The 23,353-nt window shown below is 72.7% G+C and carries 21 protein-coding genes; 5 read left to right on the forward strand and 16 right to left on the reverse strand.

The genetic code is table 11. From position 1 onward, the window contains the following. Positions 1 to 7 precede the first annotated feature (7 nt). The 4 genes from ACFYYJ_RS36455 to ACFYYJ_RS36470 form a co-directional block, all read right to left on the reverse strand. Complete coding sequence (locus ACFYYJ_RS36455) at positions 8 to 1,102, reverse strand: PDZ domain-containing protein (protein WP_385130837.1); 1,095 nt, start codon at positions 1,100 to 1,102, stop codon at positions 8 to 10. Positions 1,103 to 1,181: 79 nt separating this feature from the next. Next, a complete protein-coding gene (locus tag ACFYYJ_RS36460; protein ID WP_385130838.1) occupies positions 1,182 to 1,379 on the reverse strand; it encodes a hypothetical protein in 198 nt (65 codons plus the stop codon). A gap of 147 nt (positions 1,380 to 1,526) precedes the next feature. Further along, complete coding sequence (locus ACFYYJ_RS36465; RefSeq protein WP_385130841.1) at positions 1,527 to 1,988, reverse strand: molybdenum cofactor biosynthesis protein MoaE; 462 nt, start codon at positions 1,986 to 1,988, stop codon at positions 1,527 to 1,529. Between the two features lie 213 nt (positions 1,989 to 2,201). After that, a complete protein-coding gene (locus ACFYYJ_RS36470) occupies positions 2,202 to 3,356 on the reverse strand; it encodes an SDR family oxidoreductase (RefSeq protein WP_385130844.1) in 1,155 nt (384 codons plus the stop codon). A 192-nt stretch (positions 3,357 to 3,548) separates the two neighbouring features. Between ACFYYJ_RS36470 and ACFYYJ_RS36475 the strand changes: the two genes are divergently transcribed. Next, complete coding sequence (locus ACFYYJ_RS36475; RefSeq protein WP_385130847.1) at positions 3,549 to 4,952, forward strand: zinc-dependent metalloprotease; 1,404 nt, start codon at positions 3,549 to 3,551, stop codon at positions 4,950 to 4,952. Beyond that, a complete protein-coding gene (locus ACFYYJ_RS36480; protein ID WP_389138630.1) occupies positions 4,949 to 5,479 on the forward strand; it encodes an NUDIX hydrolase in 531 nt (176 codons plus the stop codon). Before ACFYYJ_RS36475 ends, ACFYYJ_RS36480 begins: the two co-directional genes overlap by 4 nt. Before the next feature lie 69 nt (positions 5,480 to 5,548). On the opposite strand, the gene ACFYYJ_RS36485 is transcribed toward ACFYYJ_RS36480, so the two are convergent. The 4 genes from ACFYYJ_RS36485 to ACFYYJ_RS36500 form a co-directional block, all read right to left on the reverse strand. Further along, complete coding sequence (locus tag ACFYYJ_RS36485; RefSeq protein WP_385130853.1) at positions 5,549 to 6,304, reverse strand: AIM24 family protein; 756 nt, start codon at positions 6,302 to 6,304, stop codon at positions 5,549 to 5,551. 17 nt (positions 6,305 to 6,321) lie between these two features. Beyond that, entirely contained in the window at positions 6,322 to 7,011 is a 690-nt protein-coding gene (locus ACFYYJ_RS36490) for an AIM24 family protein (protein WP_385130855.1), read from the reverse strand. An 11-nt stretch (positions 7,012 to 7,022) separates the two neighbouring features. Next, positions 7,023 to 8,708 carry a TerD family protein gene (locus ACFYYJ_RS36495; RefSeq protein WP_389138632.1) on the reverse strand — a complete coding sequence of 562 codons (1,686 nt, stop codon included), beginning with the start codon at positions 8,706 to 8,708 and terminating at the stop codon, positions 7,023 to 7,025. Positions 8,709 to 8,826: 118 nt separating this feature from the next. Then, positions 8,827 to 9,423 carry a M48 family metallopeptidase gene (locus tag ACFYYJ_RS36500; RefSeq protein WP_389138634.1) on the reverse strand — a complete coding sequence of 199 codons (597 nt, stop codon included), beginning with the start codon at positions 9,421 to 9,423 and terminating at the stop codon, positions 8,827 to 8,829. A gap of 232 nt (positions 9,424 to 9,655) precedes the next feature. On the opposite strand from ACFYYJ_RS36500, the gene ACFYYJ_RS36505 reads away from it, so the two are divergent. Both ACFYYJ_RS36505 and ACFYYJ_RS36510 read left to right on the forward strand, forming a co-directional pair. Further along, positions 9,656 to 10,798, forward strand: coding sequence for a ThiF family adenylyltransferase (locus tag ACFYYJ_RS36505; RefSeq protein WP_385364839.1), 1,143 nt, complete (start codon positions 9,656 to 9,658; stop codon positions 10,796 to 10,798). 84 nt (positions 10,799 to 10,882) lie between these two features. Then, entirely contained in the window at positions 10,883 to 12,211 is a 1,329-nt protein-coding gene (locus ACFYYJ_RS36510; RefSeq protein ID WP_385130864.1) for an ABC1 kinase family protein, read from the forward strand. Positions 12,212 to 12,263: 52 nt separating this feature from the next. Here ACFYYJ_RS36510 and ACFYYJ_RS36515 read toward each other — a convergent pair whose 3' ends face one another. The 5 genes from ACFYYJ_RS36515 to ACFYYJ_RS36535 form a co-directional block, all read right to left on the reverse strand. After that, positions 12,264 to 12,470, reverse strand: coding sequence for a hypothetical protein (locus ACFYYJ_RS36515; protein WP_389138637.1), 207 nt, complete (start codon positions 12,468 to 12,470; stop codon positions 12,264 to 12,266). 100 nt (positions 12,471 to 12,570) lie between these two features. Beyond that, the gene (locus ACFYYJ_RS36520) at positions 12,571 to 12,900 is read right to left on the reverse strand and encodes a hypothetical protein (protein ID WP_385130867.1); all 330 of its coding nucleotides are present in this window, start codon (positions 12,898 to 12,900) and stop codon (positions 12,571 to 12,573) included. After that, positions 12,897 to 13,262, reverse strand: a complete 366-nt coding sequence (locus ACFYYJ_RS36525) for a WhiB family transcriptional regulator (RefSeq protein WP_385130870.1) — start codon at positions 13,260 to 13,262, stop codon at positions 12,897 to 12,899. The genes ACFYYJ_RS36520 and ACFYYJ_RS36525 overlap by 4 nt, the downstream gene beginning before the upstream one ends. Positions 13,263 to 13,442: 180 nt before the next feature. After that, positions 13,443 to 13,757, reverse strand: a complete 315-nt coding sequence (locus ACFYYJ_RS36530; protein WP_389138648.1) for a hypothetical protein — start codon at positions 13,755 to 13,757, stop codon at positions 13,443 to 13,445. Between the two features lie 181 nt (positions 13,758 to 13,938). Next, the gene (locus ACFYYJ_RS36535; RefSeq protein ID WP_389138640.1) at positions 13,939 to 16,119 is read right to left on the reverse strand and encodes an ATP-dependent DNA helicase UvrD2; all 2,181 of its coding nucleotides are present in this window, start codon (positions 16,117 to 16,119) and stop codon (positions 13,939 to 13,941) included. A 161-nt stretch (positions 16,120 to 16,280) separates the two neighbouring features. Here ACFYYJ_RS36535 and ACFYYJ_RS36540 point away from each other — a divergent pair, with 161 nt between their 5' ends. Further along, positions 16,281 to 16,541, forward strand: coding sequence for a mycoredoxin (locus ACFYYJ_RS36540; protein WP_030029876.1), 261 nt, complete (start codon positions 16,281 to 16,283; stop codon positions 16,539 to 16,541). 112 nt (positions 16,542 to 16,653) lie between these two features. Here ACFYYJ_RS36540 and nudC read toward each other — a convergent pair whose 3' ends face one another. The 3 genes from nudC to ACFYYJ_RS36555 form a co-directional block, all read right to left on the reverse strand. Beyond that, positions 16,654 to 17,595, reverse strand: a complete 942-nt coding sequence (nudC, locus tag ACFYYJ_RS36545; protein ID WP_384753014.1) for an NAD(+) diphosphatase — start codon at positions 17,593 to 17,595, stop codon at positions 16,654 to 16,656. 86 nt (positions 17,596 to 17,681) lie between these two features. Then, on the reverse strand, positions 17,682 to 19,091 hold the full coding sequence (locus ACFYYJ_RS36550; protein ID WP_389138643.1) for a dipeptidase: 1,410 nt from the start codon (positions 19,089 to 19,091) through the stop codon (positions 17,682 to 17,684). A gap of 10 nt (positions 19,092 to 19,101) precedes the next feature. Then, positions 19,102 to 23,157 carry a UvrD-helicase domain-containing protein gene (locus ACFYYJ_RS36555; protein WP_389138645.1) on the reverse strand — a complete coding sequence of 1,352 codons (4,056 nt, stop codon included), beginning with the start codon at positions 23,155 to 23,157 and terminating at the stop codon, positions 19,102 to 19,104. Positions 23,158 to 23,353 lie beyond the last annotated feature (196 nt).

Here is a 23,353-nt window from a genome sequence, read left to right on the forward strand (position 1 = left end):
GAGGGGGTCAGGACTTGGCGGCTGCGCACTGCGGCAGCCCGGCCTTGTCCCCCTTGCGGATCTTCTCCAGCGCCTTCGTGGCGTCGTCGATGGTGGACACCTTCACCAGGGTCAGGCCGTCGGGCACGTTCTTGGCGGCCGACGCGCAGTTCTCGGCGGGCGTCAGGAAGTACTCGGCGCCCGCGTTGCGGGCCCCGATGGTCTTCATCTGGATGCCGCCGATGGGGCCGACCTTGCCCGTGTCGTCGATGGTGCCGGTACCCGCGACGAACTTGCCGCCCGTGAGGTCCTCGGGGGTCAGCTTGTCGACGATGCCGAGGGCGAACATCAGGCCGGCGCTCGGGCCGCCGACGTCGGCGAGCTTGATGTCGATCGTGAACGGGAAGGCGTGGTCGGTACCCGCCCGGATGCCGACGATGGCGTGACCGTCGCCCTCCGCCTTGCCGGCCGTGATGACGATCTTGGTGGAGCCGGTGGGCTCACGGTTGGCCTTGGCCGCCTCGGCCGCTTCCGCGGCGGGCACGATGGTGAACTCGACCGGGTCGCCCGGCTTGTGCTTGGTGACGAACTTGGCCACGTCCTCGGGCGCGGTGACCGGAGTGCCGTCCACGGCCTTGATCACGTCACCGGCGTGCAGCTTGCCGTCGGAGGGGCTGTCCTTGACGACGGAGGCGACGATCACCCGGGCGGTGACCGGGATGCCGAGCTCCTTAAGCGCCGCGACCTTGGCGCTCTGCTGCGACTGGCTGAACTCCTCGGCGTTCTCCTGGGTGGACTGCTCGTCCGTCTTGCCGTCGGGGTACAGGTTCTCGTGCGGTACGACGATGTTGTCGCCGGCCAGCCACCCGTAGACCGCTTCCAGCAGGTTCATGTCGTAGTCCGCACCGGTGACCCGGACCGTCGTCATGTTGAGGTGGCCGCTGGTCGGGTACGTCTTGCGCCCCGAGATGTTGAGGACGGGCTCGCCGTGCGAGTCCCCGAGCGTGTTCACGGTCGGCCCGGGACTCATCTCCGAGTACGGGACCTTGATGAACACCCCTGCGCAGAGCAGCGCGAACAACACGAGCGTGGAGGCGAGCATCGTCGCGGTGCGGCGTGGCATGGATCCGACAGTACGGGACGGCCCTGTGAGGCGGCTCCCGGGGCCGGTCCGGAAGGGGCCCGAGCACTCGCGGGACGCGTCAGACGGCGTCGGAACCGGAGTGTGCTTCCGCCTTCGCCCTGGCCGGATCGGGCTTGCCCATGGCCTCGCGGAACCGCGCGTAGCCGGCGAGCTCGGATATGTCTCCTTGCGTACGGTCGCGCGCCGCCCAGCTGCCCCATATGCCCGCGCCGATCGCGGCGAACAGCGGAATCAGCAACCACGCCAGAGATGCCATGGGCGTGTCTCCCTACCCCGAAAGTACGTGCCGTTGTGGTGGCTTCAACGCTCGTGCCCGTGGGGGGGTTACGCAAATCGAGGGCGTGTTGCGCGGCCGAACGGGTGCGAGGGTACCCCCTTCCGGGGGCAACCCCGCCGCCGGGGGTCAGCAGGCGCCGACCCACTCCTCGGAGCCGTCGGAGAACGTCTGGTGCTTCCAGATCGGGACCTCGTGCTTGAGGTCGTCGATGAGCATCCGGCAGGCGTCGAAGGCCTCGCCGCGGTGCGGGCAGGACACGGCCACGACGACCGCCAGGTCGCCGACGGAGAGGTCGCCGACGCGGTGCACGGCGGCCAGGGCGCGGACCGGGTACTTGGCCACGACGCGCTCGGCGACGCGGCGCATCTCGGCCTGGGCGGTGGGGTGGCAGGAGTAGCCGAGGGACTCGACGTCGGCTCCGCCGTCGTGGTTGCGCACCGTGCCGACGAAGAGCGTCGTACCGCCCGTCGCGTCGTCGCCGACGGCCTGGAAGACCTCGTCGATCGAGAGCGGGGTGTCACGGATCTCGAGCAGCCGGATGGGGTCCGAAGCGGCCTGCTCGCCGGGGTGGTCGAAGTGCGGTGCCATGCCTTCATCGTGCCCTAGCCGCCGACCCGGCGGAATAGCCGAATCGCCCGTCCCCCGCCCCCCACCTTGGGATCCTCCTACAGGAGCCGATCCGCGGGCCGGCAAATCCAGCCCCGCCGGCGTTTGAGGCGCGGGGTCCGGGGCGGAGCCCCGGAAAGCCCGGGCGCAGCCCGGGGCCCCCGCAACCCGGCCCGGGAGGGCAGCGGCACCCGGCTAGAGCCCCCGCCGCCTCCGCGCCGCGCGGACCACGGCGGCCGCACCCAGCAGCGCGACCGTCGCACCGGCGGCACCCGCGGCGGTGGCGTCCTTGCGGCCCAGCCGCCGCCCCGCGACGGTGTGGCGTCCCGCGACCTCCTGGAGGAGCTCCGCCAGCACCTCCTCGTTCGTCCACCGCGGCCGCCACCCCGCCGCGTGCAGCCCGCTGACGCTGACCACCCACGGGTGCATCGTGTACGCGAGGTCCCCGGCCGGGGACGGCGTGAGCCCGATCCGGTGCAGCCTGGCCGCCGCGCCCAGCGCGACCGCGGACGGGAGCTCCATGCGGCGGATGCCGCTCAGCTCCTCGACCTCCTCCTGCTCCAGCCAGCCCTCGCAGCCGACCGCCAGCTCGCCCTCGACCTTTTCCAGGGCCGCGTACTCCAGCGCGCTGACCAGGTCCTCGACGTGGCAGAACTGCCAGGTCGGCCGGGAGCCGGCCACCACCAGCAGGCGCGGGGACTCGAAGTACCGGGTCAGCGCCGTGTCCGTACCGCCGACGAGGACCGCCGGGCGGACCACGGTCACGTTCAGCCCGGGGTGCGCGCGCGGCGCCCGCCGCCCCAGCCGCTCGATCTCCAGCAGGTCGCCGACGCCGGTCGCCTCGGCGGTGGCCCGCAGCTCGGAGTCCTCCGAGAGCGGGATGTCGTTGTCCGGCAGGGCCCCGTAGACCATCGCCGAGGTGCACAGCACGACCCGGTGCACCCCGGCCGCCGCCGCGGCCGTCAGCACGGTCTGGGTGCCGCGCACGTTGTACGCCGTACGGGCCGCCGGGTCGGTCTCCAGGTCGAGGTCCAGCGCGAGGTGGACGACCACGTCGGCGCCCCGCAGCTTCTCGGCGATCGCGGGGTCCCGTACGTCCAGGACGTGCCACTGGGCGGCCGCGCACTCGCCCCGCCGCTCGTCGATCGCGACGACCTGCTTGACCTCGTCGGACTGGGCCAGCCGGCTCACCAGGGCGGCGCCCACGCCGGTCGCGGCACCGGTCACCGCGATCACGGGGCCGCGCAGGGCCGGGTTACGCGGCTGGCGAACACCATCGGCGCTGTCGCCCGGCTCAGGGCGATTTTCCGGGCTGGGCTTGTCCAAAGCGTGCGGATCCGGGGAACTCACCAGGCGTCTCCAGCGGTTGTCTTCAGTAGGGACGCGCCGTGACGCGTACCTACCAGGTGATGTCCATCCTGCCGCAGCCCAGGAGTCGGCGGAGCACCGAGCCCGCAAGCGGCTCGGGTGTCTACGCTGGGTGGTGTTGTCGGACCATTGCCCGTCGGCACCCGCCGGCGGCCCTACGAGCCGAGGAAACCCGTGAGCGACACCCCATTCGGATTCGGCCTTCCGCCGGAGGAGCCGGACAACGGCGACGAGGGCAAGAAGAAGGGCAATCAGGGCGGTCAGGGCGGCCCGAATCCGTTCGGGTTCCCGGGCATGGGCCTGCCCGGCGGCGCCGGCGGCCAGGGCGGCGCGGACAATCCGTTCGCCGCGATGTTCGGTTCGATGAACCCCAATGACCTGGGCGCGGCCTTCCAGCAGCTCGGCCAGATGCTGAGCTACGAGGGCGGTCCCGTGAACTGGGACATGGCCAAGGACATCGCCCGCCAGACCGTCTCCCAGGGCACGTCGGACGGCGTGAAGGACGTGAGCGTCGGCATCGCCGAGAAGTCGGCCGTCGAGGAGGCCGTGCGCCTCGCCGACCACTGGCTGGACGGCGCGACCTCGCTGCCCTCGGGCGCGACGACCGCCGTGGCGTGGAGCCGTGCCGAGTGGGTCGAGGCGACCCTCCCGGTGTGGAAGGAGCTCGTGGACCCGGTCGCCGAGCGGGTCGGCGCGGCCATGGGCAGCGTGCTTCCCGAGGAGATGCAGGCCATGGCGGGCCCGCTGCTCGGGATGATGCGTTCCATGGGCGGCGCCATGTTCGGCCAGCAGATCGGGCAGGCCGTGGGCGTGCTCGCGGGCGAGGTCGTCGGCTCCACCGACATCGGCCTGCCCCTGGGCCCGGCCGGCAAGGCCGCGCTGCTGCCGCTGAACATCGAGAGCTTCGGCAAGGACCTGGGCGTCCCCTCGGACGAGGTACGGCTGTACCTGGCGCTGCGCGAGGCGGCACACGCCCGGCTGTTCGCGCACGTGCCGTGGCTGCGCTCGCACCTCTTCGGTGCGGTCGAGGGCTACGCCCGCGGCATCAAGGTCGACACCTCCAAGCTGGAGGACGTGGTCGGTCAGCTCGACCCGTCGAATCCGGAGCAGCTGCAGGAGGCGCTCCAGGGCGGCATGTTCCAGCCGCAGGACACCCCCGAGCAGAAGGCTGCCCTGGCCCGCCTGGAGACGGCGCTCGCGCTGGTCGAGGGCTGGGTGGACGCGGTCGTGCACGAGGCGGCGAAGCCCCGTCTGACCTCGGCGGACGCGATGCGCGAGACCATGCGCCGGCGGCGCGCCTCGGGCGGTCCGGCGGAGCAGACCTTCGCGACGCTGATCGGCCTGGAGCTGCGTCCGCGCCGGCTGCGGGACGCCTCGCGGCTGTGGGCCTCGCTCACCGACGCCCGCGGGGTGGACGGGCGCGACGGGCTGTGGGAGCACCCGGACATGCTGCCGACGGCCTCCGACCTGGACGACCCGGACGGCTTCGTGCACCGCGAGCAGATGGACTTCTCGGAGCTGGACAAGATGCTCGGCGAGGCCGCGGAGAAGCGCGACGAGGACGGCGGCGAGAAGTGAGCCTGCACGAAGACGCGGTCCTCGTACTGAAGGAGTACGAAGGCCAGCCCGAGCTTCGCGACGTCTACCTGGAGCACCTCGCCGCCCACGAGGACGGGGTCTACAAGCCCTGCCAGGCCGGGCACGTCACCGGCAGCGCCCTGGTGATCGACCCGGTGGGCGGCAGGGTCCTGCTGACCCTGCACAAGAAGCTGGGCATGTGGCTGCAGATGGGCGGCCACTGCGAGCCCGGCGACGAGACCCTGTCCGGGGTGGCGCTGCGCGAGGCCGTCGAGGAGTCGGGGATCCCGTCCGGGCTGACGCTGCTGCCCGGCGGGCCGGTGCGGCTGGACCGGCATCCGATCCCGGCGCCCTGCAACTGGCACCTGGACGTGCAGTACGCGGCGCTGGCCCCGGCCGGCGCGGTGGCGGAGATCAGCGACGAGTCCCTGGACCTGCGCTGGTTCCCGTACGAGGAGGTGCCGGCGGTGGCCGACGCCTCGGTCGTGCGGCTGCTGGAGGCGACCTTGGCGCGGATCGGCGGCTGAGCCTCGGATCACGACGAAGGGGTGGTCCCTGCTCGGGACCGCCCCTTCGTCGTGATCACCGGCTCGCGGCTAGTTCCAGGCGTTGTTCTGGTTCTGCGCGTGCGCGCCGTGCTGGCCCATGCCGTACTGGGCGGCGAGGCCCTGGCCGAGCTGGGCGTTCTGCGGCGGCAGCACCTCGCTGGGCTGGACCAGCGCGAAGCCGGTGCCCAGGAAGCTGAGCTCCCAGCCCTCGCCGGTGTTGCCGCGGCGCCGCCAGACGCCGGTGGAGTGCGTCTGGGCCTGCATCTGCACGCGCAGCGAGGTGGACCAGGCGACGATGGCGTCCGCGTCGGCGTTGACGTACTTGTCGGGCGTGACCTGCATCATCAGCGGCTGACCGGAGGTCATCAGGGCGACCTTGCCGCGGCCGGTGATGTTCAGCTGGTACTTGCCGGTGCCGGAGACCCCGTACTGGCTGTCCACCGCGATGGCCTCGGTGTGCAGCGTGGAGTCCATGGCCAGCACGTAGCCGCTGTCGACGGTGAGGCCGTCCTGGTCCACGTCCACGACGTGCACGTACTGGGCGAGGTTGGCCAGGTAGACCGTGCCCTGCCCGGAGCAGCGCATGAGGTCCAGGCCCTCGCCGGTGCGGGCGCGGGCGGTGCGCTGGGTGGTGCTCTGGTACTCGCCGTCGAAGTCGACGATGCCCTGGTAGGCGACCATCGCGCCCTTGCGGGCGAGTACGTCGTCGTGGCCGGTCAACGTGACCCGCAGCAGCTGCGGGTTCTGGACGGCGTACCGCTCCTGGGACTGCGCCTCGGCGTGGGCGAAAAGTGAGCTCTGCATGATGTGCCTTTCCCCCCTCAGCCCCGGGCCCGGAGCCGGTCGGTGCTGTCCTCGCTGGGCTGTACGACGACGATGCCCTGGCCGGAGAAGGCCATCTGGTAGGCCTCCCCGCTGCCGCGACCGATCAGGGACGAGGCCTTGAAGCTGCGCTTGCCCTTGACCTTGAGGTTCGGCGACCAGGCGACGAGCGCGTCGGGGTCGACGTACGTCTCGTCCTCGCCGCGGCCGCAGTCGACGACGATCGGGGTGCCGCGGGAGGTGATGGCGACCCAGCCGGTGCCGGAGATCCCCACGTTGAACAGGCCCTGGCCGGCGAACTTCGCCATGCCCTTGACCCGCTCGACGCCCCACTGGAGGTGGGCGTCGAAGGCCAGCAGGTTGGTGCCGTTGACGGAGAGGGAGTCGTTGTTGAGGTTGATCACGACGACGTCCGCGCCGTAGTCGGCGAGGTAGAGCAGGCCGTCGCCGGTGCACTTCATGAGCGGTGCGCCTTCGCCGGTGAGCCACTGCGAGGCCATCTGGCGGACGGCCGGCGGGTTGGGCTCGTACTGGACGAAGCCCTCGTAGGCGACCATCGAGCCCGTGCGGGCGAAGAGGTCCTGGCCGCTCTGCATGGCGACCTTGAGCATGGCCTTGCCGTGGTTCTCCATGCGGGCCGTGACAGGGGTCGGGGCGTAGCCCGCGAGCTGCTGGTTCGTTGCGTTCATGTCGGGCTCCCTCAGACCTCGTACGGCTGGACGACGATGAAGTTGCCGGGAGCGCCGCGGAACTGGAGGTTCACGGTCTCCCCGCTGTGGCCGGGGTAGGCGTTGCGCCGGAGCCGGACCTGGCTGGAGATGATCACCTGGGAGGCGGCTGACCACGCCACGATGGCGTTGCTGTCCGCGAAGGTGGTCGGGGTGACGGGCAGGACGACCGGGACGCCCTGCGTCTTGACGATCACGGTGCCGGTGCCCTGGAACTGCATGGTGAACAGGGCGCCGCCGGGGATGCCGTGGCCCTCGATGCGGCGGACCTCGTGCTGGAGCGACTCGTCGAAGGCGAGGACGTTCTCGGCGGACACGCAGATCGCGTCGCCCTGGAGTTCGATCGCGTGCAGGTGGGCGCCGTTCTCCGCGAGGAAGACCTGGCCGCGGCCGGTGCAGCGCATGAGCTGCATCTCCTGGCCGGTGGCGTTGCCCACGATGCGGCCGGCGAAGCCCGCTCCCTTGTAGCTGAAGTCGACCTTGCCCTGGTACAGGACCATGCTGCCCTGGCGGGCGAGGACGGCCTGGCCGCCCATGCTGAGGTCGACCCGCATGAGCTGCTGGTTCTGCGGGGTCCAGCGGGCGCCCGTGGGAGCTTCCTTGTACGGCTGGAGGGCGGCGGCGAGACCCGCCCCCGCGGCCGGGGCGGCCTGCTGGGGGTAGCCGGGCTGCTGCGGATAGCCGGGCTGCTGGCCGTACGCGGGGGGCTGCTGGCCGGGGACCTGGCCGTACGCGGGCGGCTGCTGGCCGACCGGGTGGCCGTACGACGGCTGCTGGCCGTAGGGCGCGGGGACCGGGCCGGGCGGCGGCGGGACCTGTCCGTACGGCTGCTGCTGGGGCGGCTGGCCGTAGGGCGCGGGCTGCGCCGGCGCCGGCGGGACCAGCGGCGCGGCCATGGTGGGCGCGCTGTGCTGCGGGTACGCCTGCGGCTGCGGGGCGGGGGCCTGGCCGCCGTAGGAGGGCGTGGGGGCCGGGGCCTGCGGTGCCGGGGCCTGCGGGGCGTGTGCCTGTGGGGCGGGGGCGCCGAAGGCGGGGGCGCCGAAGGCGGGGGCCGGGGCGGCCGCCTGCGGCGGCGCGGCGAACCCGGGCGTGGCCGGGGCCTGGGCCGGGACCTGCTGCTGCGGTTCCTCGTCGGCGACCTCGCCGCCGAAGTTCTTCAGCAGCGCCTCGAGTCCGCCGTCGAAGCCCTGGCCGACGGCCGCGAAGCGCCAGACGTCCTTGAGGTAGAAGTCGCCGAGCATGACGGCCCGCTCGGTGCTGAACTCCGAGCCGTTGAACGAGTACCGGACGACCTCTTCGCCGCCCGCCACGATCCGGATGTAGCCGGGGCCGATCTGCGACATCTGTCCGGCGCCGTCGATGGTGGCGGTGAAGGACAGCTTGTGGATGTGCGCCGGGATGCGGTCCAGGGTCACCCGGAAGGATTCCGCGTCGCCGGACTGCGCGCCGAGCAGCTGGATGGACTCCTCCGGCGACTTCGGCTGGTTGAAGAAGACGAAGTAACGGTCGTCCGACAGCTGTTCGTTGGCGTCGAGGCCGAAGCAGCTGATGTCGAAGGTGAGTCCGGGTCCGGAGATCTGGACGCCTACGTACAGATCCGTGCCCGCCGTCAGATCACTGATCTTGGCCTTGTGGCCTCGTTGGAATTCCCTGGCCATACGTAACGACCGTCCCCCATCCCGACTGTGAATACGTGCCGCTCAGGCTAACGGCAACTTCCGACATCCGGCCAAGCCGGTACCGACCCGGTACATATCACGCCGCGCCGCTCGGGACCTATTCGTCGCGGGTGGCGGGGACCTTCGGCAGCCGCTCGGCCGCGACGACCCCCTCCAGGTATCCGCGGGCCCGTTCGGTCTTCGGGTAGGCCTCCAGCAGCTCCCAGAAGCGGGGGCCGTGGCCGGGGACCAGGAGGTGGGCGAGCTCGTGCAGGAGCACGTAGTCGACCACGTACTCCGGCATCCCCTGGAGGCGGTGCGAGAGCCGGATGCTGCCCTCGGCCGGTGTGCAGGAGCCCCAGCGGGTGTTCTGGTTGGTGACCCAGCGGACCGAGCGCGGGCGGGCGCGGCCGCCGAAGTACTGCTCCGACAGACGCTCGGCGCGCTCGCCCAGTTCCGCGTCGCCGAAGGTGCGTTTGCCCTCCTGGGCGGCGAGTTTGTCGAGCATGACGCCCACCCAGCGCCGCTCCTCCGCCTCGGACATCCGGGCAGGGATGAGGACGACCGTACGGTCACCCTCGCGGTAGGCGGATACGGTCCTGCGGCGGCGCGCGCTCCGGCGGACTTCCACGGCTCGCTGCGTTGGGTCGGCGGACACGCCACGACGGTACCCGGTGGGCGTGGTGGAAGTCCCGCTCGTCCAGGGTTCGAACATGATCGATTCACGGCGGGTCCACGGAACATCCCTTTTCTCCATCTCATATGCCTAATACCTCTCGCCTGTGGACAAATTTCTGCACGGAATTCGGCGGGCGGGCACTGTTGCGGAAGTGGCCGCGGAAGACGCGGAAATCGGGGTCGGATCGGGACCCGGATCGGTGACCTGGATCGGCGACCTGAATCGAGGTCTCGATCGGGATCCGGATCGGGATCGGGGGAGGACGGCGATGTATCCGAAGGTGAAGCCCGCGCTGGCGCGGGCGTGGAGGGATCTGCAGACGGTGCAGTTCGGGGTGACCCCGGCGCACGCGGTGGCGCTGGGGCCGGTGGACACGGCGACGGGCGCCCTGATCGATCGGATCGACGGGACCCGGGGAATGGAGCTGCTGCGCGCGGAGGCCACGGCGATGGGGCTGCCGGACGGTCAGGCGGACGAGGTGGTGCGGCGGCTGGCGGGAGCCGGCCTGATCGACGACGTCACGGCGGGCGGTCCGCGGGCGCAGGCCGTGCGCAAGCGACCGGAGGTCCTGGAGCGGCTGGGGCCCGACCTGGGCTCGCTCTCCCTCGTCCACCGCGAGCCGGGAGGGGACTTGCGGGGTGTCGCCGCGCGCCGGGCGATACGGGTCCAGGTGCGCGGGAGCGGCCGGGTGGGCGCGGTGATCGCCTCGGTCCTGGCGGGGGCGGGCGTGGGCCGGGTCGAGGTCCTCGACGGGGGCCGCGTGGAGCCGGCGGACGTGGCGCCCGGCGGGATCGGGCCCGGCGGTGTGGGCCGGCTGCGGGCCGAGGCGGCCGGGAAGGCGGTGCGCGAGTCGGCCCCGGGCCCCGCCCCGAGAACCGGGGAGCAGACGGGGGCCGAGCCCGGGCTGTCCTTGGTGGTGGTCGCGCCCCGGGACGGACTGGGGGCCTGGGCCCCGGATCCGGAGACCTCGGCCGGCTGGGTCGCCACCGGAGTCCCGCACCTGTTCGCGGGTGTGCTGGAGGGCACCGGGCTGGTGGGGCCGCTGGTACTGCCGGGGGCGACGGCCTGCGCCGGGTGCATGGAACGCGACCAGGTCGACCGGGATCCGGCCTGGCCGAGGATGCTGGTGCAGTGGAGATCGGCGCACCGGCGCCGCGCGGGCGCCGCCTGCGATCTGGGGCTGTCCACGGCGGTGGCCGGCCTGGCCGCGGCCCACGCGCTGTCCTTCCTCGACGGCGAACTCCCGGCGAGCACGGGCTCCCGCTGGGAGGCCGCGCTGCCCTCCCTGCACTGGGAAGCCGTCCCGGTACGCCCGCACCCCGACTGTCCGTGCGGGGCGAGCACGACACGTCCAGCGGCGCTGGAGCACGCGGGAGGAGGATCAGGAGCGGACCGGGAGGGAGGGCCATGACAGGATGCGTTGGGTCCGCCGGGCCGGAGGGCGGGCCAGAGGCTGCCACTTGCGGCGCAGCTGTCTGGGAAACGGAGGGGCGTTATGTCTGATCTTCCCCGGAAAGCGGTCACCCGTACCGCGAAGCTGGCCGCGCTGCCGCTCGGCATCGCGGGTCGGGCCACATGGGGGCTGACCAAACGGATCGGCGGCAAGTCGGCCGAGATCGTCGCGCGGGAGCTTCAACAGCGCACAGCGGAACAGCTGTTCCGCACGCTCGGGGAGCTGAAGGGCGGCGCCATGAAGTTCGGGCAGGCCCTGTCGGTCTTCGAGTCGGCCCTGCCCGAGGAGGTCGCGGGGCCCTACCGGGCGGCACTGACGAAGCTTCAGGAGGCGGCCCCGCCGCTGCCCTCGGCGACGGTGCACCAGGTGCTGGCGGACCGACTCGGCGCGGACTGGCGGGAGCTGTTCGAGGAGTTCGAGGACAAGCCGGCCGCGGCGGCCTCCATCGGCCAGGTGCACCGGGCGGTGTGGCACGACGGTCGTGCCGTGGCCGTCAAGGTCCAGTACCCGGGGGCCGGCGAGGCCCTGCTGTCGGACCTGAAGCAGCTGGGACGGTTCGCGGGTCTGCTGGGGCCGCTGATCCCCGGCATGGAAATCAAGCCGCTGATCAAGGAGTTGCGCGACCGGGTCGCCGAGGAGCTCGACTACGAGCTGGAGGCGGAGGCCCAGCGGACGCACGCGGACGCCTTCGCGGACGACCCGGACGTGGTCGTGCCGGATGTCGTGCACCAGGGCGACCAGGTGCTGGTGACCGAGTGGATGGAGGGCACCCCGCTGTCGGAGGTGATAGCCGACGGCACCGACGAGGAGCGTGACCGCGCCGGTCAGCTGCTGGCCCGGTTCCTCTTCTCCGGTCCCGCGCGCACCGGCCTGCTGCACGCGGATCCGCACCCGGGCAACTTCCGCCTGATATCGGGCGCGGACGGTCGGATGCGGCTTGGCGTCCTGGACTTCGGCACGGTCGACCGGCTGCCCGGGGGCTGGCCCGAGCCCATCGGCCGCTCGCTGCGGATGACGCTGGACGGCGATGCCGAGGGGGTCTACGGCCACCTGTGCGCGGAGGGCTTCGTGAGGGAGTCCATAGAACTGGACCCCGATGCGGTGCTGGACTACCTGAAGCCGATCATCGAGCCCGCCGAGGCGGAGGAGTTCACCTTCACCCGGCCGTGGCTGCGCGGCCAGGCGGCGAGGATCGCCGATCCCCGTTCTCCCGCGCACCAGTTGGGCCGGCAGATCAACCTGCCGCCCTCGTACCTGCTGATCCACCGCGTGACGCTGAGCACCATCGGGGTGCTGTGTCAGCTGGGCGCGACGGTGCGGCTGCGGGAGGAACTGGACACCTGGCTGCCGGGGTTCGCCTCCGACGAGTGACGCCGGGGGCGGCCGGGGGCGGCCGGGGGCGGCCGGGGGCGGCCGGCGCCGGTCACCACCAGGAGGAGTCGAGCCTGCCTTCGATCGCGCGGAGGTTGGCGCGCGCGCAGTCCACGCAGAAGTACTGTCTGGTCCCGTTCTCCACCGAACAGGTCCAGGTGGGCGGGGGGCCGGGCGGGGCCTGGGTGCCGCAGCGCGCGCAGACGACGGGCTCGGGCTCGGTTCCCGGTGTAACGGGGTGGGAAGTCGGCTGGTCCACCTACAGACGATATCCCCGTACGGGGTGGACAGCCGTCCGCAACGCACCGGGGGGACCGGTCCCTTCGGACCGGTCCCCCCGGTGGTGCCGTATTCGGCTCTTAGTGCATGACGGCCATGGCCAGCGCGCGGCGGGCGCGCAGCGAGACGCGCTCGGCTCGCCGCTGCATGCGGCGGGCGGCGACCAGGCGACGGGCGTGACGCTCGGCGTCCACCTCGCGCATGCGGTCGTCCATATGGGCACGAGCCAGGGCTTCTGGGATGAGTTGCATTTCACGGGTCCTGTTCTGACGCGAGGTGATCTCGCCTGCGGTGATGAAGTCTGCGTGGGCGGCGCCGTGCGGCTGCTCGCTCGTGGTGTAGAGGGACATGAGGGCCTGCTTCAGGGGGTCGTGCGTGTGGGGGCGGTCGATGGTTCCGAGGGCGGTCATGCCGCTGCAACCGGGTTCTTGCGCGGACGGCCACGGGGGCGCTTCCGGGCTACGACGACACCCTGGACGAAGAGCTCTCCGCCCCAGACGCCCCAGGGCTCACGACGCTCGGTCGCCCCGGCGAGGCAGGCCTCGACGAGCGGGCAGGTACGGCACAGGGACTTCGCGTACTCGACGTCCGCCGGGGACTCGGCGAAGAAGACCTCCGGGTCGAAGGTGCGGCAGGGAACCGGGACGCCGAGGTTCTCGATGGCGTCGTCGAGCGCGGTGAGCGCGGTGAGCGGGGTCAAGGTGGAGTCCTCCGGGACTGCGGGCGGGGAGAGGGTCTGCGATACGGACGGGGCGTGCGCTTCGAGTTGCACGGTGTTTTCTTCCTCGTCTTGGTCGGCTAGTCGTTCCGGCCGGTCGGCCGGTCGCGGCTGGTCTGGTTCTGCCAGTCCCGAGGCCCCTTCGCTCCGTCATCCCCGTTCGGGGACAAACAGAAGGGCCGCGGATCCCGGGTGGGGTTCCGCGGCCCTGAAGGCGCCGGCCTGATCTTTCGATCAGGCTGGATCACTCCAGGGTTCGAGCCCACGGAAGGCCCACATCAGGTGGTGCTGGTGCTTCGTCGTCTGCTTCGTCTTGGATCCGGCACCGGCTGCGGCGGCGAAGCCATAGGCGCCCTGCGCCTGAGCTTCTGCTGCCAGTACTGCCACCGGTGCCTGGGTCGGTCGCTCATTGCGCGCGCTGACCGGAAGGCTCGCCAGCAGGGCGGGGCGGTCGGCGGAAATCGCGGACGCACCGGTACCCCGGAGGGAGACGGAACCGAGCAGGCAGGAAGCGGCGACCGAGCGATCGGTCATTTTGGTGAAGGTCATGAAGCTGGTCACTGGTCTCGCCTCCTCTCGGCGTCTCGGGGACCTGGCCCCGGGGGGCCCGTCCCATGCGTATTCGGATAAGTACAGCACGGAGCCGGGGCTTCGGAGAAGCCACCGTTTCCGTTGCTAAGAACCTATGGGTCTTCGCTGGGCATGTGCAAACTATTTTTCCGACGAGTTTCTACGCGTCGTCAGAATCCTCGGTTCCGCTCTCCTGGCCTGCGCAGATGGCCAGGACGTCGGCGCCGTACCGCTCCAGCTTGCGGGCGCCCACTCCGGAGATCATCGCGAGCTCCCCCGGCTCGGCGGGCGCGGCCTCGGCGATCGCCATCAGCGTCTTGTCCGTGAAGACGCAGTAGCCGGGCAGTCCCTGCTGCTTCGCCTGGACCGCGCGCCAGTCCCGCAGCCGCTCGTAGAGCCCTTCGTCCATGCCGGACGGGCAGTCCTCGCAGCGCATCAGTTTGAGCTCGCCGGCCTCGGTCAGGGTCTTGCGGCACACCCGGCACAGCGTGGGGCCCCGGACGGCGCGCCTCCGGGCCAACCGGTCGGCCGCGGAGCCCGGCAGGCTCCCCGGGGCCGCGGAGCCCGGCCGCAGGCCGTTCAGGAAGCGGCTGGGGCGCCGGGAGGCCCTGCCTCCCGGGGCGCGGGAGAGCGCCCAGGAGAGCGTCAGGTGCAGCCGCGCCCGGGTGACGCCGACGTAGAGGAGCCGGCGCTCCTCCTCGACCTGCTCGTCCGTCTTGGCGTATGTGATCGGGATCATGCCGTCGGTGAGGCCGACGAGGAACACGGCGTCCCACTCCAGGCCCTTCGCCGCGTGCAGCGAGGCCAGGGTGACGCCCTGCACCGTCGGGGCGTGCTGGGCGGCCTTGCGTTCCTCCAGCTCGACCGTCAGGTCCGCCAGGGTGGCCCCGGGCCGGCTGCGGGCGAAGTCCTCGGCGAGACGGACCAGCGCGGCCAGCGATTCCCATTGGTCGCGGACGGCGCCGGAGCCGGCCGGCGGCTCCGCGGTCCAGCCGGTGGAGCTGAGTACGGCGCGGACCTGGGAGCCCAGCTCCACGATGTCGTCGAGGACCCGGTCGTTCCCGCTCCCTGCGGAGCGGGCGGCCCCGCGCAGCGCGAGGATCGCCTTCTGGACCTCCTGCCGCTCGAAGAACCGCTCGGCCCCGCGCAGCTGGTAGGGGACCCCGGCGTCGGCGAGGGCCTGCTCGTAGACCTCGGACTGGGCGTTGATGCGGAAGAGCACGGCGATCTCGCCGGCCGGGACGCCCGCCGCGATCAGGTCGCGGATCCGGTGGGCGACGCCCTCGGCCTCGGCGGGCTCGTCGGGGTACTCGGCGTAGACGGGGTCGGGGCCGGTGTCGCGCTGCGAGACCAGTTCCAGGCGGTGTTCGGCGGCCCGGCCCCGGGCCTGCTTCAGCAGCCCGTTGGCGAGGTGGACCACCTGGGGCGTGGAGCGGTAGTCGCGGACCAGCTTGACCACGGTGGCCTGCGGGTAGCGGGTGCGGAAGTTCAGCAGGTGGTCGGGGGTGGCGCCGGTGAAGGAGTAGATGGTCTGGCTGGCGTCGCCGACGACGCAGAGGCTGTCGCGCTCGCCGAGCCAGAGGTCGAGCAGCCGCTGCTGGAGCGGGCTGACGTCCTGGTACTCGTCGACCACGAAGTGCTGGTACTGGGCGCGGATCTGCTCGGCGATGTCGTGCCGGTCCTGGAGGATGCCGACCGTCAGGAGCAGCACGTCCTCGAAGTCGATCATCGCGCGGTCGCGCTTGAGCTGCTCGTACGTCCCGTAGATCTGTGCGATCTCGGCGAGGTCCCGGGGGGCCTCGCGGCCCGCCTTGACGGCGGCCGCCGGATAGTCGGCGGGCACCGTCTGGGTGACCTTGGCCCACTCGATCTCGCCGGTGACGTCGCGCAGCTCGTTGCGGTCGAGGCGGATGCGGCAGCGGGCGCCGGCCTCGGCGACGAGCTGGATCTTGCGTTCCAGCAGCCGCGGCACGTCCCCGCCGACCGCCTTGGGCCAGAAGTACTGCAGCTGGCGCAGGGCGGCGGAGTGGAAGGTGCGGGCCTGGACGCCGCCGGCGCCGAGACCGCGCAGGCGGCCGCGCATCTCCCCGGCCGCGCGGTTGGTGAAGGTGACGGCCAGCACGCTGGCGGGCATCAGCTGTCCGGACTGGACCCCGTACGCGATCCGGTGGGTGATCGCGCGGGTCTTGCCCGTACCGGCGCCGGCCAGCACGCACACCGGTCCGCGCAGGGTCGTCGCGACCTCGCGCTGCTCCGGGTCCAGGCCCAGGAGCACCGCGTCGGCCGATTCCGGGGAATCTGCGGAAGCGGGGAAGGACGGGGAGTGCGTTGCTGCTGTCACCCCGCAATGCTGCCAGGTCTCGTGGGTCGGGCGGGAAACTTGTCCACAGCCCGCGCGTATCCGTCGTACTTGTACGACTAGGGGCGTGGTACGGGAATGGCGGCGGCGTCCCGTACGTTCGGGTACTCGGACCAACGAGCCCTCACGAAGGAGAGCGCAGCATGCAGGACACGGGCACCGTCACGATGTACAGCACGACCTGGTGCGGCTACTGCCGCCGGCTGAAGACCCAGCTGGACCGGGAAGGCATCGCGTACAACGAGATCAACATCGAGCTCGACCCGGCGTCCGCGGCATTCGTGGAGAAGGCGAACGGCGGCAACCAGACCGTTCCCACCGTGCTCGTGAAGTCCGCCGCCGGCAACGAGTCCGTCATGACGAACCCGAGCCTGGCCCAGGTCAAGCAGGCCCTCGCCGTCTGAGCGGCCGAGCGGCCCACGGGGCTCGGCCGAGCCCGTCAGAAAGGCCCCCGCCTCGGCGGGGGCCTTCTGCTGTGACGAAAGTGCTGTGACGAACGTTACGCGGCGACGAAACTCACGCGGCCGGCTTCGGCAGCGGTTCGCCGTACCAGTTCTCGACGAGGCGCGCCGCGATGGAGATGCCCGACGGGGGCACCACCTCGCCGGTCTCGAACGCGCGGCGCAGGTCCTCGCGGGAGAACCAGCGGGCCTCCTGGATCTCCTCGCCGTCCACGTTGATCTCCGAGGTGGTGGCGCGGGCCGTGAAGCCCAGCATCAGGCTGTAGGGGAAGGGCCACGGCTGGCTGGCCACGTACTCGACCTCGCCGACCCTGACGCCCGCCTCCTCCCACACCTCGCGCACGACGGACTGCTCGATGGACTCGCCCGGCTCCACGAAGCCGGCCAGGGTCGAGAAGCGGCCCTCGGGCCAGTGGACCTGGCGACCGAGCAGCGCGCGGTCCTGCTCGTCCGTGACCAGCATGATCACGGCCGGGTCGGTGCGCGGGTAGTGCTCGGCGCCGCAGCCCGGACAGCGGCGGATGTGTCCGGCGGCCGCGACGACCGTCCGCTCGCCGCAGCGGGAGCAGAAGCGGTGCATCCGCTGCCAGTTCTCCAGCGCCACGGCGTGCACCATCAGTCCGGCGTCGCGGTGGCCCAGCAGCAGTCCTGCCTCGCGCAGGCCGGCTGGGCGGGCCGACTGGTCCATGCGGCCGGGCAGCGAGTCCTTCTGCAGCGCGAAGTACCGGACGCCGTCCTCGTCGGTGCCCAGGAAGTACCGGTGCGTCTCCGTGGCCGGGGCCTCGAAGGCCGCGGTCATCACGATGCCGGTGCCCCCGTCGGGGGTGTCGTCGATCAGCACCTGACCGCCGGAGACGACGAAGACACGGGTGGTGGGGTGGCTCCAGGCCGCGGCGAGCCACGCCTCGTCGAGGCGGTGGTGCGCGGCGCGGTCGATTCCGCTGGGCGCGGCGAGCGAGAGCGGACGCTCGGTACGGGTGCTCACAGGTACTTCCAACTCCCCCGGTGGTGGGACTAGGCAGGCGTACGGACTACGAGTGCGGCGGGTGCGGGTGCGGTGCTGCGGATGCGGTGGTGCGGGTGTCAGGCGCTCCCGTCACGGTGGGTCGCTGCCAGGTCGCCCCACAGGTAGGCGGTCGTCTCGACGCCCTTGAGGAGGAGGTCCAGCTCCACCTTCTCGTTCGGCGAGTGCCAGCCGTCGGAGGGTACCGAGATGCCGAGGAAGAGGACGGGGGCGTCCAAAACGTCCTGGAGGTCGGCCGCCGGACCCGAGCCGCCCTCGCGGGTGAAGCGGACCTTCTCGCCGAAGGCGCGGCCCATGGCCCGTACGACCGACTGCAGGGCCGGGTGGTCCAGCGGGGTCAGGCACGGGCGGGTCGGGGCGCCGAAGGTGATGGAGTGCCGGATGCCGTCCGGGATGCGGGCGGCGACCCAGTCCCTGACGGCCGCCTCGACCTCGTACGGGTCCTGCCCGGAGACCAGGCGGAACGAAAGCTTCAGGTGGGCGGAGGCGGGCACGATCGTCTTGCCGCCGGGGCCCTGGTAGCCGCCGCCGATGCCGTTGACCTCGGCGGTCGGGCGGGCCCAGACCCGCTCCAGGGTGGAGTAGCCGGCCTCGCCCGCGGCCGCGTGGGACTTGGCCGTGCGCAGCCATTCCGCCTCGTCGAAGGGCAGCTCGGCGATGAGCGCGCGCTCCGCGTCGGTGAGCTCGGCGATGCCCTCGTAGAAACCGGGGATCGTGACCCGGCCGTCCTCGTCGTGCAGGGCGGCGACCAGGCGGGCGGCGACGGTGGCCGGGTTCGGCACGGCCCCGCCGAAGGCGCCGGAGTGGATGTCCTGGTCCGGGCCGTGGAAGTCGATCTCGCAGTCGGCGACGCCGCGCATGCCGGTGCAGACGGTCGGGGTGGTCTCGGACCACATGCCGGTGTCGGAGACGATCACGACGTCGGCGGCGAGCTCGGCGGCGCGGGCCTCGACGAGCGCGCGGAAGTGCGGGGACCCGGACTCCTCCTCGCCCTCGATGAGGAGCTTCAGGTTCACGGCGGGGGCGGCGGCGCCGGTGGCCGCCAGGTGCGCGCGCACCCCGAGGGTGTGGAAGAACACCTGGCCCTTGTCGTCGGCGGCGCCGCGACCGTACATCCGGCCGTCCTTGACCACGGGCTCGAACGGCTCGGTGTGCCAGCCGTCGGCGAGGGCGGCGGGCTGGACGTCGTGGTGCCCGTAGACGAGGACCGTGGGGGCGTCCGGGTCCGCGCTCGGCCAGTGCGCGAAGACGGCGGGGGCGCCGTCGGTCTCCCAGACCTCGGTGACCGGGAAACCGGTCTCCTTGAGCTTCGCGGCCAGCCATTCGGCGCTGCGGCGCACGTCGTCCGCGTGCTCGGGCTGCGCCGAGACGGACGGGATGCGCAGCCACTCGGCGAGGTCGTCGAGGAAGGCGGCGCGATGGGTGTCGATGTACGTGCGGACGACGCTGTCCGGCGTGCTGAGGCTCATGGCCACGAGCCTAGCCTTCCGCCTGAGCGTCACCGTCCGTGCCCGGTTTGCCTTGGAGGATCCGCTCAAGGCGGGCCCGGTCGGGGAGGTTGCGGGGGCGGATCACCCGGCCGCTGCGCACGTGCAGGAAGGCGGCCCTGACCTGTTCGAGGGGGGTGCCGGTGGCTTCCGCCCAGGCCAGGCGGTACACGGCGAGCTGGAGCGGGTCGGCCTCGGTGGTGCGGCCGGTCTTCCAGTCGACGATCTCGTAGCCGCCGTCCTCGGTGCGGTACACGGCGTCGATCCGGCCGCGGATGACCCGGCCGGCCAGGGTGAGCTGGACCGGGGCCTCCATGCGGTGGGGCGGGCGGTCGGCGTATTCGCTGCGCTCGAAGGCGGCCTTGAGGGCGTCGAGGTCGGCCTCGTCCGCGATCTCCTGGTCGGAGCCGGGCAGCTCGGTGGCGGGGTCGAGGACGTCGAGGATCGGGAGGGGGAGCTCGTCGAAGCGGGACTCCACCCAGGCGTGGAAGCGGGTGCCCTGGCGCGCCGCGGGCTGCGGGGGCTTGGGCATGGGGCGGGCGAGGTCGCGGGCGAAGCCCTGCTCGTCGGCGGCGAGGCGGAGGAGTTGACTGGCGGAGAGGGCCGGCGGCAGCGGTACGTCCCGGACGGCCGCCCGGGCACGGCGGAGCTCGCCCTCCAGGGCGTCGAGGTCACGGTCCCAGGAGGCGACCGTCCGCGCCTCTTCGGGGGTGAGGGGGGTCGTGGCGGCCTGCGGCCGTGGGGCGGGCGGGGTGGGCCCTACGGGCCGGGGCGCGGGCTGCCTCCCGGCGGGGGTCGGGGCGGCCGGGGCGTCGGCCTCCGGCCAGAGGTCGTCGTCGTACGGGTCGGCGGCGGGGGCGGGCCGGAAGGGGCCGTCCCCCGCCCCACCCCTTCCCGCAACCGGGGCTCCGCCCCGGCCCCCGGTGGGGTGCGGGCCCGCGGCCCAGGCCTCGACCGCCCAGGGGTCGTCGAGGTCCGGCCCCTCGGCCGGGGCACCGGCCACGGGCGCGGCTGCGCCGGCGGTGGGCCGGGGACCGGCCCAGGACTCGGCAGCCCAAGGGTCCTCGAAGTCCGACCCGGCGGCCGGGGCCGGGCCTTCGGGTGCGGGTACGCCGGCGGTGGGCCGGGGACCGGCCCAGGACTCGGCAGCCCAAGGGTCCTCGAGGTCCGACCCGGCGGCCGGGGCCGGGCCTTCGGGTGCGGGTACGCCGGCGGTGGGCCGGGGACCGGCCCAGGGCTCGGCAGCCCAGGGGTCGTCGGAGTCCGCCCCGGCGGCCGGGGCCGGGCCTTCGGGTGCGGGTACGTCGTGGGCGGGGCCGGGCTCGGCCCGGGGGTCGTCGGAGTCCGGGCCGTCGGCCCTGGTCGCCTGCCCGGGCTCCGCGGCGCCCGCCGCCGAGCCGGGCGCGGACCGGGAGGCGGCCGCCCAGAGGTCTTCCGGAGGCGGGGCGTCGCCCGGTTGGGCGGACGGCCAGGGTTCGTCCTCGTAGGACGGGTCCTCGCAGTGGGGGGGCCAGAGGTAGGGGTCCTCCTCGGGCGGCGGCGGGGCGGCCAGGTGGGATTCGACCAGGGCCGCCGCCGCGCGGCGCAGGGCGAGGGAGGCCGGGTCCAGAGGGAGCGGCCAGGAGTGGTCCGGAGTGGAGTCGTCGGCGAGGGACGGGTTCTCGGCCTTCGGGTCGGGTTCCTCCGCCCACGCCTCGATCTCGCCGAAGCCCGCCGCGCAGTGCTCGTACAGGGCGGTCAGGAACGCGGACGGGCCCCGGCGCTTCTTCTGCGTCGGGCCCCACCAGTGACCCGAGGCCAGCAGGAGGGAGCGGGGACGGGTGAAGGTCACGTAGCCGAGGCGGAGCTCTTCCGTCTCCTTGTGGGACTTCAGGGCCGCCTTGAAGGCCTTGAGGCCCGCCGAGGTCCACGCCGGGTCCCCCGGCAGGGTCGCGGCGTCGCCGCGCAGGGCGTACGGGAGCACCTTCGCGTACGAGGTCCAGGCCTCCGGCGCCTTCTCCTTCGGGAAGGAGCCCGCGCAGAGGTCGGGGACCACGACCACGTCCCACTCCAGGCCCTTGGACTTGTGGGCCGTGAGGACCTTGACCGTGTTCTCCCCGCCCGGCAGCGCGTGGTCCAGGCCCTTCTCGTACTGGGCCGCCGTGCGCAGGAAGGCGAGGAAGGCGAGGAGGGTGGCCTCGCCGTCGAGGGCGGCGAAGCCGGCGGCGACGTCCATGAAGTTCGACAGGGTCTCGCGGCGGCGGGCGGCCAGCGCGTGCGGGGACGCGGACAGTTCCACGTCCAGGCCGGTGGCGGCCAGCACCCGGTGGAGCACGTCCATCAGCGGGTCGGCGAGCGAACGCCTGAGGTCGCGCAGCTCCTGCGCGAGGTGCGCGAAGCGGACCCGGGCCTCGGCCGAGAAGGGCAGGTCGTCCGGGGCCTGCCCGGCGCCGTCGAGGAAGGTCTCCAGGGCGTCGGCCAGGGAGATGATCTCGGCCGGGTCCACGCCCTCGACGGCCGCCGCGAGGCGTTCGTCCGCGTCCTGCGAGGAGGAGGGGGCGCGGTCCACCAGCAGCCGGGCCCGGCGGCCCAGCAGGGCCAGGTCACGCGCGCCGATCCGCCAGCGCGGGCCGATCAGGAGCCGGACCAGGGCGGCGTTGGCCCCCGGGTCCTGGAGCACCTCGCAGACCGCGACCAGGTCCGCGACCTCGGGCAGGTGCAGCAGGCCGGACAGGCCGACGACCTCGACCGGCACGTCCCGGGCCACCAGTACGGCCTGGATCTGCGCGAAGTCCCCCGCGGAACGGCACAGCACCGCGATCTCCCCGGGCTCCTTGCCGGTGCGCACCAGGTGCGCGACGGAGTCCCCGAGCCATTCGAGTTCCTCGGCGTGGGTCGGCAGGAGCGCGCACCGCACGAACCCGGCCTGTTCCTCGCCCGGCGCCGCGCGCAGCGCCTCGACGCCCTCGTGCATGTCGCGCAGCGGGGCGGCGAGCCCGTTGGCCAGGTCGAGGAGACGGCCGCCGCTGCGCCGGTTCTCGCTGAGGGAGAGCCGGGTGGCGGGGCTGCCGTCGGCGTGCGGGAAGTGCTCGGGGAAGTCGTCGAGGTTGGCCACGGAGGCACCGCGCCAGCCGTAGATGGCCTGGCAGGGGTCGCCGACGGCGGTCACGGCGTGCCCGGTGCCCGCGCCGAAGAGACCGGAGAGCAGGAGGCGCTGGGCGACGGAGGTGTCCTGGTACTCGTCCAGGAGGACCACTTTGAACTCTTCGCGCAGCAGAGCGCCGACCTCGGGGCGGGTGGTGGCGAGCTGCGCGGACAGGGCTATCTGGTCGCTGAAGTCGAAGAGGTCGCGGGAGCGTTTGGCGGCGCGGTAGCGGGAGACGAGCTCCAGCAGTTCGAGGCGACCGCGCGTGGCCTCGGGGACCTTGCGCAGGTCCTCGTTGGTGAGCTTCGTACCGGCGAGGGTGTCGAGGAGGGCGGTGTCGTGGGCCCGCAGTCCGGCCGGTTCGACGAGGTGCTCGGAGAGTTCGGCGTCGAGCGCGAGGAGGTCTCCGACCAGGTCGGGGAGGGATTTGGTGAGCGAGGGGTACGGGCCGGGGGCCTCGCGCAGCACCTTCGCGGCGAGCTGGAAGCGGGTGGCGTCGGCGAGCAGGCGGGAGCCGGGCTCCAGGCCGATGCGCAGCCCGTGGTCCTTCAGGAGCTGCCCGGCGAAGGCGTGGTACGTGGAGATGCGGGGCTCGCCGCCGGCCGCGTCGGGATCGGCCGGGGAGGGGTCCGGGTCGGTGATGCCGGCCCGCGCGAGGGCCTTGCGGACGCGTTCGGCGAGCTCGCCGGCGGCCTTGTTGGTGAAGGTCAGGCCGAGGACCTGCTCGGGCGCGACCGCGCCGGTGCCGACGAGCCAGACGACTCGGGCGGCCATGACGGTGGTCTTGCCGGAGCCGGCGCCCGCGACGACGACCTGCGGGGCGGGTGGGGCGGTGACGCAGGCCATCTGTTCGGGCGTGAACGGAATCCCGAGGAGCTCCTTGAGCTGCTCGGGGTCGGTGAGGACGGGGGGACGCGCGGACACGTAAAAAGGCTAGCCGCCTCCACCGACAGCCCGGACCGGTCGTTGTGGGCCGTGGTGGGCCGTGACGCCCCCGCGTCGTCTGGGCGGGCCGTGTGCACCCCCGCGCCGTCGGGGTCGGGTGTGCGGTGGGGCGCCCCCGCAGGGCGTCGAACGCAACCACGTTCTGCATGTCCGCTGCCGCTCCCCGTTCGACGCC

The sequence above is a fragment of the Streptomyces sp. NPDC002467 genome (assembly GCF_042889825.1).
Taxonomy (GTDB): domain Bacteria; phylum Actinomycetota; class Actinomycetes; order Streptomycetales; family Streptomycetaceae; genus Streptomyces.